Source organism: Vibrio sp. 10N.261.55.A7 (assembly GCF_002877365.1).
Lineage (GTDB): Bacteria > Pseudomonadota > Gammaproteobacteria > Enterobacterales > Vibrionaceae > Vibrio.
Window position 1 is genome coordinate 39,743 of the sequence record NZ_MCWZ01000014.1, and the last position, 14,148, is coordinate 53,890.

12 protein-coding genes are annotated in these 14,148 nt (G+C 43.5%); 7 read left to right on the top strand and 5 right to left on the bottom strand.

All coding sequences use genetic code 11. The features are described 5' to 3' along the window. The first annotated feature begins 65 nt into the window (after positions 1–65). The 3 genes from erpA (at position 66) to BCU12_RS01475 (ending at position 4,756) form a co-directional block, all read left to right on the top strand. Positions 66–407 (top strand): iron-sulfur cluster insertion protein ErpA, encoded by a 342-nt coding sequence (gene erpA / locus BCU12_RS01465; RefSeq protein ID WP_102402627.1) that lies wholly within the window; start codon positions 66–68, stop codon positions 405–407. Positions 408–508: 101 nt separating this feature from the next. Then, positions 509–1,612, top strand: coding sequence for an efflux RND transporter periplasmic adaptor subunit (locus BCU12_RS01470; protein WP_102402628.1), 1,104 nt, complete (start codon positions 509–511; stop codon positions 1,610–1,612). Positions 1,613–1,621: 9 nt separating this feature from the next. After that, a complete protein-coding gene (locus BCU12_RS01475) occupies positions 1,622–4,756 on the top strand; it encodes an efflux RND transporter permease subunit (protein ID WP_102402629.1) in 3,135 nt (1,044 codons plus the stop codon). A 189-nt stretch (positions 4,757–4,945) separates the two neighbouring features. On the opposite strand, the gene BCU12_RS01480 is transcribed toward BCU12_RS01475, so the two are convergent. Continuing rightward, on the bottom strand, positions 4,946–6,238 hold the full coding sequence (locus tag BCU12_RS01480) for a peptidoglycan DD-metalloendopeptidase family protein (RefSeq protein ID WP_102402630.1): 1,293 nt from the start codon (positions 6,236–6,238) through the stop codon (positions 4,946–4,948). Positions 6,239–6,367: 129 nt separating this feature from the next. Here BCU12_RS01480 and tyrS point away from each other — a divergent pair, with 129 nt between their 5' ends. Continuing rightward, the gene (gene tyrS / locus BCU12_RS01485; protein ID WP_102402631.1) at positions 6,368–7,555 is read left to right on the top strand and encodes a tyrosine--tRNA ligase; all 1,188 of its coding nucleotides are present in this window, start codon (positions 6,368–6,370) and stop codon (positions 7,553–7,555) included. A 42-nt stretch (positions 7,556–7,597) separates the two neighbouring features. Here tyrS and BCU12_RS01490 read toward each other — a convergent pair whose 3' ends face one another. After that, complete coding sequence (locus BCU12_RS01490; protein WP_102402632.1) at positions 7,598–8,014, bottom strand: YbaN family protein; 417 nt, start codon at positions 8,012–8,014, stop codon at positions 7,598–7,600. Positions 8,015–8,452: 438 nt separating this feature from the next. Between BCU12_RS01490 and BCU12_RS01495 the strand changes: the two genes are divergently transcribed. Then, positions 8,453–9,298: a magnesium transporter gene (locus BCU12_RS01495; RefSeq protein ID WP_102402633.1), complete on the top strand. Its 846-nt coding sequence runs from the start codon at positions 8,453–8,455 to the stop codon at positions 9,296–9,298. A 33-nt stretch (positions 9,299–9,331) separates the two neighbouring features. Here the strand turns inward: BCU12_RS01495 and dacB are convergent, their stop codons facing one another. Together dacB and BCU12_RS01505 are read right to left on the bottom strand one after the other, a co-directional pair. After that, complete coding sequence (gene dacB / locus BCU12_RS01500; RefSeq protein WP_241909717.1) at positions 9,332–10,738, bottom strand: serine-type D-Ala-D-Ala carboxypeptidase; 1,407 nt, start codon at positions 10,736–10,738, stop codon at positions 9,332–9,334. A gap of 180 nt (positions 10,739–10,918) precedes the next feature. After that, positions 10,919–11,920 (bottom strand): porin, encoded by a 1,002-nt coding sequence (locus BCU12_RS01505; RefSeq protein WP_102402634.1) that lies wholly within the window; start codon positions 11,918–11,920, stop codon positions 10,919–10,921. Between the two features lie 510 nt (positions 11,921–12,430). Between BCU12_RS01505 and greA the strand changes: the two genes are divergently transcribed. Beyond that, positions 12,431–12,904, top strand: coding sequence for a transcription elongation factor GreA (gene greA / locus BCU12_RS01510; protein WP_102402635.1), 474 nt, complete (start codon positions 12,431–12,433; stop codon positions 12,902–12,904). A gap of 83 nt (positions 12,905–12,987) precedes the next feature. On the opposite strand, the gene yhbY is transcribed toward greA, so the two are convergent. Next, the gene (yhbY, locus tag BCU12_RS01515) at positions 12,988–13,284 is read right to left on the bottom strand and encodes a ribosome assembly RNA-binding protein YhbY (RefSeq protein WP_102402636.1); all 297 of its coding nucleotides are present in this window, start codon (positions 13,282–13,284) and stop codon (positions 12,988–12,990) included. A gap of 128 nt (positions 13,285–13,412) precedes the next feature. Here yhbY and rlmE point away from each other — a divergent pair, with 128 nt between their 5' ends. Further along, positions 13,413–14,042, top strand: coding sequence for a 23S rRNA (uridine(2552)-2'-O)-methyltransferase RlmE (gene rlmE, locus BCU12_RS01520; RefSeq protein WP_102402637.1), 630 nt, complete (start codon positions 13,413–13,415; stop codon positions 14,040–14,042). Positions 14,043–14,148: the final 106 nt, after the last annotated feature.

Sequence of the window (14,148 nt, forward strand, 5' to 3'; positions counted from 1 at the left end):
CCATTTGCATTTCGTTTACGACATAATGAGCCGATGGGGATTTACACGAAGTAAGAGAGGTCGCCGTGAGCGAAGTAAATGTACCATTGTCTTTTTCTGATGCAGCAGCAACACGTGTGCAAACGTTGATTTCAGAAGAAGAAAACCCAGAGCTAAAGCTACGTGTCTATATTACAGGCGGTGGTTGTAGTGGATTCCAATACGGCTTTACCTTTGATGAAAATGTTAATGATGGCGACACTACAATCGTTAATAGCGGAGTCACGTTAGTCGTTGACCCAATGAGCCTGCAATACTTAGTTGGTGGGGTCGTTGATTACACTGAAGGCTTAGAAGGTGCTCGATTCTTTATCGACAACCCGAATGCAACAACAACCTGTGGCTGCGGGGCTTCATTTAGCGTTTAGACATTTTGCGTAATAAAAAACATTATAATGCAGTTAGGTTAGACACCTAGCTGCGCCCTGCGAATGAGGATGTATTGCGGGGAATACCAAAAGGAAGTTATATGGCTAGTTTTCCCGTCACGCGCTTTTTTTCTCAGCGTCCTTGGCTTGTGTCTCTCATTCTCATCATTCTCTTAACATCATGGCTCGGTTTAGGCTCTCTTCAAGCAGAAGAGGGGAAAGCGAGCGAATCCAAACCAGTTATTCCTTTAGCTAAAGTGGTTTACCAAACCTTTAAAGCCGAAGACACGCCTAAGAAAATTGATCTTTATGGCCGAACAGCCCCAGATAAAAAAGCGCAAATTGGTGCCGAAATTGCGGGAAAAATTGATCGTTTAATCGTCCGTAAAGGTGGCTCGGTTAAGAAAGGTCAAGTTATTGCCTCTATTGATAAAGGCGATTTAGATATTCAACTTCAACGTGCGCAAGCCATGCTGAAAGTTCGAGAGAAAGAATTTAACGCTGCAGAGTCTTTGAAAAGTAGAGGCCTTCAGGGAGAAGTTGCCTACGCTACTGCGCAAGCATCTCTCATAGAAGCAAAAGCGAACGTGAGCAATGTCAAAGTGGCCCTATCAAATACTCAGGTCACTGCCCCTTTCTCCGGTATCGTTGATCACCTGTTTATTGAGCAAGGTGATTTTGTTGGCATCGGTGATCCTGTTGCTAAGGTTATCGATCTCAACAAGTTAGTGATTGAAGCGGATATCAGTGAGCGACATATTCAGAAATTAGTTGCAAACCAAACGGCTCAAATCCGCTTCATTGATGGCTCTATCGTCGAAGGGACACTGCGATATATTTCCCGTGTTTCTTCCATTTCGACAAATACCTTTCCTATTGAAATTGAGATCCCGAACCCTAAACAACGCATTCCTGCGGGTATCAGTGCAGAAGTCGAGTTGACGTTAAACCAACAGCTTGCCGTTAAGGTTACTCCTGCAATGTTGGCACTTGATGCCGTTGGGAACCTAGGGGTGAAAACTCTTGCTGACGACGTTGTTAAGTTCATTCCTATTCAATTGGTTAAAGCAGAACAAGATGGTGTTTGGCTGTCTGGTCTAGGGAATGAAGTGAAGATCATTACTGTGGGGCAAGGTTTTGTGCGTGATGGTGATTCAGTCGAGGCGGTTGAGTTTAATCCTCAAGAATCGTCGCAGCAGCTTTAGGAGTTACGTATGTATGCACTAATAGATGCTGCGTTGTCTCGAACGCGAACGATGATGAGCCTGCTGATTTTGATATTGATCGCTGGCGCTGGTACTTACGTCACTATCCCAAAGGAATCGAGTCCAGATATTACGATTCCAATTATTTATGTCTCAATCGGTCACCAAGGGATTTCTCCATCCGATGCAGAGCGATTGCTTGTTAGGCCGATAGAGCAAGAGCTAAGAGCAATTGAAGGCGTGAAAGAGATGACCTCTGTTGCGTCTGAAGGGCATGGATCCGTCACGCTTGAATTCAATGTGGGTGCGGATTTAAGTAAGGCAATGGCCGATGTTCGCGATGCTGTGGATCTCGCTAAACCGAAGTTACCCGCTGACAGTGATGAGCCTACGGTCAATGAAGTGACACTGGCGTCTGAAGAGCCGGCCTTGTCCGTTGTGCTTTACGGTACGGTTCCAGAGCGGACGATCGTTCAAATAAGCCGTCAGATTCGCGACAAATTAGAAAGCTATCGCCAAGTTCTTGAAGTCGATATTGCAGGCGATCGCGATGACATCGTTGAAATCATCGTTGATCCTCTGTTGATGGAAAGCTATGGACTTGATCAAGCGGATATCTACAATCTAATTGCACTTAATAACAAAGTCGTTGCTGCGGGCTTTGTTGACACAGGCTATGGGCGATTCTCGGTAAAAGTACCTTCTGTCTTTGATTCATTAAAAGATGTTTTGGAGTTGCCTGTTAAGGTCGATGGCAAACAAGTCATTACCTTCGGTGATGTCGCAACGGTCAGACGAGCATTTAGAGATCCAGAGAGCTTTGCCCGACTGGATGGTAAATCAGCGGTTGTTCTCGACGTCAAAAAGCGTGCGGGTGAGAACATCATTGATACCGTGGCGTTAGTGAAAACAGTACTTGCTGAAGCACAAAATCGTTCTGAGTGGCCAAACAACCTCTTGGTCAAATACACGTGGGATCAATCAAAAGACGTTAAGCAGATGCTTAATGATCTTCAAAACAATATTCTGTCCGCCATTATTTTGGTTGTTATTGTGATCATTGCGATTCTGGGGGTTCGTACAGCACTGCTCGTCGGGATCTCCATACCAGGATCATTTTTAACCGGGTTGTTGGTGCTATCGCTATTTGGGTTGACGGTCAACATCGTTGTTCTTTTCTCGTTAATCATGGCCGTTGGTATGTTGGTTGACGGAGCCATTGTTGTCACAGAGTTTGCCGATAGGAGAATGCAGGAAGGAACACCCCGAAGACAAGCATATCGAGACGCCGCTAAGCGTATGGCCTGGCCCATTATTGCTTCAACGGCAACGACATTAGCAGCGTTTGCTCCACTGTTGTTCTGGCCCGGCATCACCGGCGAGTTTATGAAGTACTTGCCGTTGACTTTGATTGCCACACTGGCGGCTTCATTGGTGATGGCATTGTTGTTTGTGCCAGTACTTGGTGGGTTGATAGGTAAGCCGCAAAATGTCACTAGTGCTAATCGCGCCAAAATGGTTGCCTTACATGATGGTAACTTTGAGAAAGCGGAAGGGCTGACCAAGCTTTATTATCAGACTCTAGCGGTGGCGATTAAACACCCATTGAAGATTTTACTGGGTGCGATTGTGATTTCAATTGGGGTTGGCTTTACCTATGCAAAAGCGGGCTTAGGTGCTGAATTTTTCCCTGAAGTGGATCCCCCTTTCTTTACTGTAAAAGTACGCTCATTTGGTGATCTCTCTATCAATGAAAAAGACGTCATTATGAAAGAGATCGAAAACGTCATGCTCGATCATGATGAATTTGAAAGTGTGTACACCAAAACGGGTGGTGATGAAGAAATCGGTCAGATTCAGATCACTCCTGTCGATTGGCAGTACCGACGCCGTGTGAAAGACATCATTGAGGAGCTGAAGCAAACGACAGATAAATTTGCTGGTGTGGAGATAGAGTTCAAGTTTCCGGATGCAGGGCCACCTGTTGAGCACGACCTCGTGATTGAAATGTCGGCTCGTATACCCGATAACCTCGACGCAGCCGCTAAAATGGTTCGCCATTGGGCTGATAATAACCCTGCCTTTACGAATATCAGTGATACCTCAAGTAAAGAGGGGATTGATTGGCGAATCGACATCCGTCGAGATGATGCCTCTCGTTTTGCTGCGGATGCTACTTTGGTGGGTAATACGGTTCAATTTGTGACTAACGGGTTGAAGATTGGTGACTACCTGCCTGATGATGCAAATGAAGAAGTGGATATCCTTGTTCGCTATCCAGAAGATAAGCGAGATATAGGGCGTTTTGATCAGCTCAGGGTAAAAACGGCCGCAGGTTTGGTGCCAATTACAAACTTCGCTCAGATTGTCCCTGATCATAAGCAAGATACTATTCGACGGATTGATGGGCATCGAGTCATCAATATTATGGCAGATATTGGTGAAGGCTATAACCTAGCGCTTGAGCTGCCTAAGATTCAGCAAGCGATTAGCGAGCTTGGTCTACCAAGCGAGGTTGAGTTTAAAATCCGTGGTCAAAATGAAGAGCAAGATGAATCATCCGCTTTCCTACAAAGTGCCTTTATGGTGGCTCTTGCGGTCATGGCGCTGATTCTGGTCACTCAGTTTAATAGCTTCTATCAAGCTTTTCTGATTCTCAGTGCCGTGCTGTTTTCGACGGTGGGTGTGTTTGCTGGGCTACTGATCTTCCAGAAACCATTTGGTATCGTTATGTCAGGGATTGGTGTGATTGCGCTTGCTGGTATTGTTGTCAATAACAACATCGTATTGATTGATACCTTTAATCAGCTCGTTAAGCGTGGTTTAAGCCGACAAGAGGCGATTCTAAGAACGGGCGTTCAACGTTTGCGTCCTGTTTTACTGACAACCGTTACGACCATCTTGGGCCTACTACCGATGGTGCTGGAGATGAACATAGATCTCATCAACCAAAAAGTAGAGTTTGGTGCACCTAGCACTCAATGGTGGTCTCAGCTAGCTACAGCCGTTGCTGGTGGTTTGGCGTTTGCAACCGTGCTGACTCTGGTTCTTACGCCCTGCTTATTGATGTTAGGTAAAAAGCACAAGCTCGAAGAGAATGAGGTTGTCGGTAAGCTTGATGAAGTTAACAAGAGCCCTAGCTAACTTCCCTTGAGAAGACGATGTTAGACTGCTTAATAGTAAAAATGCCCATCTCAGATGGGCATTTTTGTATTAGAACATTGTGGATTATTCGATGGTGAGCTGATGCCTCAACTCGCAGTCGTCAATTGAATTCGCAATTCATTCTAAAGAAGCTCTTATTTGTGAGCACTTCTTGATTAATGGCTCAAGTTAAGGCTTCGAATAGAGCAGTTCACTGTATCGCTCTAGTCTGTCTAAACGTATTTTAGAGTTAGCAATAAACGTTTCTTTGTCTTGCCCAGTGAGAGACTTCGACTGAGGCAATTTAACGGTTCGAGCATTTTTATGTACGCCATTAACAAGGAATTCGTAATGAAGATGAGGGCCTGTCACTCGTCCGGTGCCCCCTAACGTACCAATGGTTTGTCCTTGTTTAACACGATCGCCGGTTTTCACTTTACGCTTACTGAGGTGAAGATACTTGGTGATGTAGGTATTGCTGTGGCGGATGAATACATAGTTGCCGTTAAATTGGTTGTAACTGGATTTCTGCACGATACCATCACCTGCGGCCCAGATAGGAGTACCAACAGGGGCGGCATAGTCAGTGCCCCTATGGGCTCTAACTTTCCCTGTTACTGGGTGGCGCCGAGTAGGGTTAAAGTTTGAAGTGACACGTCTAAAGTCAACAGGTGAGCGTAGAAAGGCTTTTTTCATTGCTCGTCCATTTTCGTCAAAATAGCTGCCTGTTTTATCGTCTAAGATGGCAGTGAACGTATCGCCTTGGTTACTAAAAATAGCGGCAATAATTTTGCCTCGACCGATCACTTCTCCTTCAACGACCTGCTCTTGGTAGAGCATTTTGAATTGATCACCACTTCGTATATCCAACGCGAAATCGATATCCCATCCAAAGATACCTGCCAGTTCCATTATTTGGTTTGCTGTTAACCCAGCATTTATGCCTGCATTCCAGAAATTAGAGGTAATTTCAGCTTCTGCATAGTTGTATTGGTATTGAAGTTCTTTTTTATCCAGTGTGGAGGTGAACCCGTCATTGGTTTTCGAGATGATAAACGTTTCGTAAGCACTGAGCTTGCGTTTGAGTTGAATCAAATCATTATTTTCATCGAATCCGAACTGGAAAACATCGCCTGGCTTTATGCGAGTAAGCTGGTTCTTAATGTCGTCGTTGGTGGTGGTCAACTGATAGAGCAAGCGAGACGATAGGCCGAGTCGTTGAAATAGAATAGCGGCGCTTTCACCTGAACCAATGGTGTGTTTCTCCCAACGTAACCCTGCAAGAGGTGAAATTGTCACACCTGGAGACAGCGCTTCTGCGTTGATGGTCAGCGGGTAGTGTCGACCTATTTCATAAGTACTCTTTTCTTGGCGAAGCTCTTTGGGGTCAGGAAGAAAAAAGAGTGCAATGGTGATTACTGCACTAAAAAAGACAATAAGAGCACGGTGAACCCAAGGTAGACGATTAAAAATAGACAGCATTTTAGCGTTCGTTCTATAAAAGTTAATAAAATAGCTAGCCGTTTAGTCTAACTGGTTTCAAAAAACATCGCTATTCGAGTAAGATGGCAAACTATAAAATTTTTGCCAAATCTGTGGGAGTGAACAAGAATGGCGAGTATCGAAGCTGCATTGGCAGAGATTAAACGTGGTGTTGACGAATTAATTCCAGAAGAAGAGCTCATTGCGAAGCTAAAAGAGAACCGACCTCTAAGAATTAAACTGGGTGCTGATCCAACAGCGCCTGATATCCACCTAGGCCATACAGTGATCTTGAATAAGCTTCGTGCTTTCCAAGAACTAGGCCATGATGTGACGTTCCTTATTGGTGATTTCACTGGCATGGTTGGCGACCCAACAGGTAAAAATACCACGCGTCCACCACTGACTCGTGAAGACGTACTCCGCAACGCTGAGACGTATAAAGAGCAGGTATTTAAGATTCTAGACCCTGCGAAAACCAAGATTCAATTCAACTCTGAATGGTTATCTGAATTGGGTGCAGAAGGTATGATTCGCCTTGCCGCTAATCAAACAGTTGCTCGTATGCTTGAGCGTGATGATTTTAAGAAGCGTTACTCTGGCGGGCAACCAATTGCCATTCACGAATTTATGTATCCGTTATTGCAAGGCTATGATTCTGTTGCAATGGAAACAGACGTTGAGCTAGGCGGAACAGACCAAAAATTCAACCTTTTGATGGGACGTGAATTGCAAAAGGGTCATGGTCAAAAGCCACAAGTGGTATTGACTATGCCTTTGCTCGTTGGTCTTGATGGCGAGAAGAAGATGTCTAAGTCTGCGCACAATTACATTGGTGTGAGTGAAGCACCAAGTGAAATGTTCGGTAAGATCATGTCTATCTCAGATGTTCTTATGTGGAGCTACTACGAGTTATTGTCATTCCGTCCACTTGAAGAGATTGCTCAATTTAAAGCGGATGTTGAAGCAGGCAAAAACCCTCGTGATGTTAAAGTGCTTCTAGCGAAAGAGATCATTGCACGTTTCCACTCAGAAGCGGATGCTGATGCGGCAGAGCAAGAATTTGTTAATCGTTTTGCAAAGAATCAAATTCCAGATGATATGCCAGAGTTTACTTTTGACGCGGGCCTTCCTGTTAGCAACATTCTGAAAGAGGCGGGTTTGTGTGCATCTACGTCGGAAGCGATGCGCATGGTGAAGCAAGGCGCGGCTAAGATTGAAGGTGAGAAAGTAGCTGATGCGAAATTTGCACCTGAATCAGGAACCTATGTATTCCAAGTTGGTAAGCGTAAATTTGCTCGAATCACCATTGCTTAATAGCATAACTATTGAGTGAACATAGAAACACCAAAAAGCACCTTAGGGTGCTTTTTTTATGTGTGTTTTAAAGCGTAAGATAAACCAAGTCTCAAATACCAAAAGGGCTGCGATGGCGTATTGCCAATGTGTCCCGTACGCGATGAAATAGAAAACACCACCCATTGAAAGCCATATCATTAAGAGAGACTGCACTTTTTCTTTCGGTGTTAACCCTTCATTGCCTTTTAACCGCCTTGCGATAGGGCCTAGTCGAGGGTGCTTAAGAAGCCACTGCTGAAATTTCGGAGAGGCGACACCAAAGCAATATAACGCCAACAAAATAAATGGCACCGTTGGAAGCAGGGGAACCGTCACTCCAATCATACCCAAGATGACACAGGTCCAGCCAACGCATATATAGCCTTTTCGTTTTATGTATTGTTTTGAAAATGGACGACATTTTCCTTTGTTATTCATACATGAACCAACTGATTTTATTGTTATCTATAGATTATTGGTTAAGGCCATTGAGAAGGGCAAGTAATTAACACAAATAGGCGAAATTTAGCTGATCTGATCTTTTAGATTTGGTAGTATGCGCGCGCTGCTATTACAGCAGTTCATTCGGAGATAACTATGAACAATACCGACCATCCTCCTAGTATGAAGGGAGAAGAGTAACCGCTCTGGTATTGTCGATCTTCGCCCCTACCTAGTGGTAGGGTATGCACCACCTTTTCCCTGTATTTTTCTCCATTTCTTTCTAGACACCATAAGCTACATCACATTTGTGTTGTAGGGTTTGTGACGAATTTCATTCTAGCGCTATCGGCATTTTGCTTGGCAATAGAGGTGAAAATGATTTCAAACACTTATGCGTGATGGTCGTTACCTTTGCCAATCGGGAGATTCGCCATGACGGTAATGAGCAATACTTACATTGAAAACACACCTAACTTTTCAGATGAAGAGATAGGTGCCGCGCGCAACGCTTTTTTACAGTATGACCAAGAGAAGCAATTGCATCTTTTGACGGTTATGCCAATTGAAGAAGCGGCTGGAATTTTACATCACTGCTCTGTTGGGTATGTTCAGCGGCTTATTAGCTTGCTAGAAGCTCAAGGACACGACAAAAGAACTCGACACTTTGCGCACCAACTTGGGATCATTCACTCAGAGGTAGAGACTGCTGATGGGTATCTGACGACCAGTGTTATCGATCACGTGAAACAACGTATTGGCTGGATCATTGCTTTAGCGTTACTTGGTATCGTCTCAGGCTTAATCATTGCGCAATATGAAGATACCTTGAGTCAGTTGGTTCTCTTGGCGATTTATATGCCTGTAATCGCGGCCGCAGGTGGCAATACTGGAACACAAGCGGCGACTCTCGTGATAAGGGCGTTAGCGACTGGAGAGCTAAAGAAGAGGCAATGGCTTGCTGTATTGTGGAAAGAGAGCCGAGTGGCAGTATGCCTAGCACTGGCCATTTCCTTTGTGATGATCGGCAGAATATTGCTCTTTAGTGATTCATCGTCTGCTGGGGGCTTTGATATTAATCTGATAGCGTTGGCAATCGCAGTTGCCTTGTTTATTCAGGTAACAATATCGACCACACTCGGTGGCGTATTGCCAATCCTTGCAAGAGCAGTCAAGCTAGACCCCGCCGTATTGGTGAGTCCTGTTTTAGCTTCGATTGTGGATATATCAGGTATGTGGATCTATTTTACAGTCGTTAACTATTTCTTAGGCATTGCTTAATCAAACGATACCTAAGGAGTAATGAATACAGCGCTAATGTTTAGATAACATCTGACTAAATGAAACAATATCTTGATAAAAGATTTGTTCAAATTGAGTGATAGGAGCAATGACTGGTTTGTCATTGCTCTTTTTTATGGGGTGGTAATCCGTTATAAACTGAACGAATAGTGAGCTTGGCTTTCCATCTGTACCGAGTCCATATCCGGCCATGTTGTAGCTTCCGTAAACAGAGCCACTTTTCGCAATAATTTGGTCTTTGATAGGCGGCTTTCGCATACTACTTCGATATTGCAGCGTGCCGCTCGTGCCTGAGGTTGGCATGAGCTGAATTAAATTCAAATCCGCATCGTTTTGCCAAATATAGCGCAGTACATCTGCCATATCTTGACTGGTTAAACGATTGTTTCGAGACAGGCCAGAGCCATCGGCTAATTTTGATTTTTCTAAATCAATGCCCGTATTGGCTAGAATAATATGTTTCATTGCCAGCGTGCCATTTTTGAAACTGCCTGCCTGATGAAAGAAATGCTTACCTAAGGTTTTGGTTAAATTATCAGCAATGAGGTTGTCGGATTTTTTTAGCATGATATCGAGCAGTTCCGGCAACTTTTCTGAGCTGTGTTTGGTGATGAGGACAGACGAAGCACCATCATAGGTCTCAGGTTGTCCAACCTTTACTGAGCCTTTTAGTTCAATACTAAGTTGGTTTAAAATCGTGTAAACCATACGAGTGGTGTATTGCGTTGGATTCTGTACTGCAAATTTTAACGGTAATGGTTTGCTGCGTTCGACCAAACAGCCATTGAGTTGGTATTGATTGTTGTTTTGTGTCGTCAACTCGAGATCGCATTGACTGCCTTCCTGTTCTATTTTGCTAACAGTACGTGCTTTTGTCGAAACATGAATAGGAAATTGCTCTGGAACATAGACCCTAGTATTTCCACTATCCATGGTATAAATCGAGGCTTGAACACAGTTTTCATCAAGGGTAATCGCACTCGCTGGCGCACTGTAACAAACGCCCAAAATATCCCACGGCCAACCTACTGCACGTTCATAGCCTGTAAAGCTGGAATCATCTAACCAAATATCACCGTTGATCACGTTCAAACCTTGCTGCTTCGCCTTCTTTAGCTGTCCTTTCAGATCTTCGGTGGTAATCGTAGGGTCACCAGTGAACTCTATGATCAGATCATCGTTGTTTTTAAGTAGTGAGGTGTGAAACTGGAAGTCGTCACCAAGCTCTAATTTAGCCGCGAGTGCAGTGATGAGTTTTAGTGTGCTTGCGGGTGGAAAAAATTGTTCTGTATTTTCAGATAAAGATGTTGCCCTTGGACTAGATAGGCTTTCAAGTATAAGGCTATTTCTGCTGCCTTCAGGAAGCAATTGAGTTTGTTCATAACTGTAAACTGCAGAGCTAGAAAGTAGAGCAAACATAAATACTAGATGAGTAAGGGGCTTACGGTGTTGAGATACTGGAGCGAACATCATCGACGCCTAATCCTAATAAAATGCATGGTTTGAGTATAAAGAGCGAGTTAGATATGGCAAAGAGTATATCGTGTTGATATGAAAAAGGTCCGACATTTGTCAGACCTTTGATTCCACTAAATGAATTTAGAACGAATATTTCAAGCCGAAGCGTAATGTGTCTTCCGCATCTTTAGCGCCAACCGAGCTTTCTTTCAGGTTGTTAACCAAGTAAGCCAAGTACGCATTAATGTTTTTATTAAATGCATAATCACCGGTTAATTCAAAGAAGTCTGACTTTTCTGTTGTCACGCCACTATTCTTATTGTCCGTTTTTTGGTACGCCCCTTTTAACGCAAAACCGTTACCGAACCCGTATACAGCGGCTAATTCGACACCTTCAAATTCTGAATTAGCTTTGTCATCTAAGTCACCACTTGTATAAGTACCGGCCACGTACAGGGAGTCTAATGCATAGTTAATACCGGCAATAGCGGCTTGACCTGAACCCGCACCAACGCCGTTATCACCGCCAGAGAGTCCCAGACCAAACCCTAAACCCATAGGTAGGGTATAAATCCCTGAAATACCATAGCCATCAGTGTCTTTATCTTCCCCAGCTATGTAACTGGCTTTTAGGCTCAGAGCATCAAAGTTTCCTGCGTACGCAATGGTGTTATTGATCTGCTCATTACCCGCATTGATGAATTCCTTTTGCGCACCAGTAAAAGTGGTGACATCAGACATTTGAGAGATTTGTACCGCTGCGGTATCTTGGCGACCAAAAGAGACGGCGCCAAAATCACCCTGGAGACCTGCATACATGTAACGCTGTTTGAAGCTCGTCGTAGTGTCTGTGCTTCCTTGGTCGTTAGCAGACGAGCCCACGCCTTGTTCGCCTTCATAGAACCCGAAACCGCTCAAGGTGTCGGATATTTGTGTCGTACCACCGACATTAAGACGGAATCGACTTTTGTTTGCCATGGTGCCTTCAATTTCTTTTCCACCGTTACCAATGAAGTCGCCACGAAACTCTGCGCGTCCACCTACATTAAGTTCAGTGCCATCTGAACTGTATACATTCGCCGCGTGAGCGCCAGTTGATCCTGCTGCAGCTACCACCGCTAGAGCAATTAGAGTCTTTTTCATTTTCTTGTCCTATTTTATTGTCCATAAATAGTTATTGTTTTAGAAAGGATTAACTCCCTTACGCTAGTTAGCGTTATTCTAATATATGGATTAATCAAGTTTCATATGTAAGATAAATGTAATATTTGCAATGGATTACTCAAAACTATAGATCTTTGTCTTTAGTGAGATGTTTTGTACTGATTCTGAACTACGCAGTCCAACAATGGATTTTTGACCAGACAATAGGAAAGTCTGAGGTTCTTTGGGTTATCCACCTGCTTTGTTTAGGCGGTAAATTGGATGCTATGGGCGATACGCTTATACGTAGAATGGATTACAAATGAACATCAGTTATTACCGTCAATAACGTGTAATTATTTCCAATTTGAGATTTATTACAGGTAAATTTTGATGATTTACCTGCTAAGTTTGTTAAACTAAGAGAAATAAATGCACAAATAAACCACCTGATCATTTGGATCGGGTGGTTTTGTTTTGTCCAAAGCAGACTTTGGCATAGAGGTAAATATGGAAAAGGTTCCAATGACCGTTCGTGGCGAAAAAAAGCTACGTGATGAACTTGATAAACTACTCAAGCAGCGTCCAATTATTTCAGCTGCGATTGGTGAAGCTCGTGAGTTGGGCGATCTAAAAGAAAATGCTGAGTACCATGCGGCTCGTGAAGAGCAGGGGATCTGCGAAGCACAAATTCGCGATATAGAGTACAAGCTTTCTGTTGCTCAAATCATCGATGTGACTCAAATGGAAAATACGGGAAAGATTATTTTCGGTACGACAGTGACTTTGATAGACGTTGATACTGACGAAGAAGTGAAATACCAGATTGTTTCGGAAGACGAAGCAGACATCAAGTCTGGCCGTATTTCTGTGAAGTCTCCAATTGCTCGTGGTTTAATTGGCAAGCTGGAAGGTGATGAAGTGATGATCTCAACACCAGGCGGCGAAAAAGATTTTGAAATCGACAAAGTGGAATACATCTAAGCGGTAGTTAATCTGCTTGTTAGAGATATGAAAAAGGTCGCAATTTGCGACCTTTTTTCTCACTGTAGTAATCTAAACTAAGCTTACTTACGTGGGATTTCGATTTTACGCTGCTCTGATTGACGGAACAGTACCAGTACTTTACCAATGGTTTGTACTTTTTCTGCTTCCGTTTCTCGAATAATTGCATCAATAATAAGTTGCTTTGTATCACGATCTTCAGAAGCGATCTTGATTTTCACAAGCTCGTGGTGGTTCAGTGCAATTTCGATCTCTGCCAGTACAGCCTCGGTGAGTCCATTCGCGCCCATCAGCACGACAGGTTTTAGACTGTGCGCTAGGCCTTTAAGATGCTGCTTTTGTTTGGTGCTTAGGTTCATTACGCGGCCAATTTATTTTCTATTAGGGTTGAAAAAAAGCATTTTAACGCCATCTAATGCTGAAGACTATTAATTATTAGTCTTATGTATATAGCAATTGGGTTTTTGCCCATTAAATTAGGTATCTAATGAGTAAACAAAAACATTCGGCCAGCTCTGGTCGTTGGTTGAAAGAGCATTTCGATGATAAGTATGCGAACGAAGCCAGAAAGAAAGGCTACCGCTCACGTGCTTACTTTAAGATGGAAGAAATCCATACTAAAGACAGATTGTTCTCTCAAGGAATGACAGTCGTTGATTTAGGGGCGGCTCCTGGTGGGTGGTCTCAATACGCTGCTAAGATAGTAGGAGATAGCGGACAAATTATTGCCTGTGATCTACTGCCTATGGATCCAATTGCTGGCGTAAGCTTTTTACAAGGTGACTTTCGTGAAGATGCCGTTCTTGAGGCGCTGTTGGAACGAATTCAGCCAAACATGGTGGATGTTGTGATGTCAGATATGGCACCCAATATCGCCGGTAATAATTCAGTCGATCAGCCTAGAGCTATGTATTTAGTGGAATTAGCATTGGATATGTGTCGACAAGTTCTAGCCACAAATGGTAGCTTTGTTGTTAAAGTCTTCCAAGGCGAAGGGTTTGATCAATACGTGAAAGATGTCCGCGAGATGTTTAAAAGCGTTAAGGTTAGAAAACCTGATTCTTCAAGGGCTCGTTCCCGTGAAGTCTTTATCGTAGCCACTGGTTACAAAGGTTAACTATTTAGCGATAAAAGGCTAAAGTTAACACTATAGCTACAGGTTTCAAACTGTAGTACCCTACCTTTAATTACAATTAGTTATCGAGAGGCTTGCACCTTGAGTG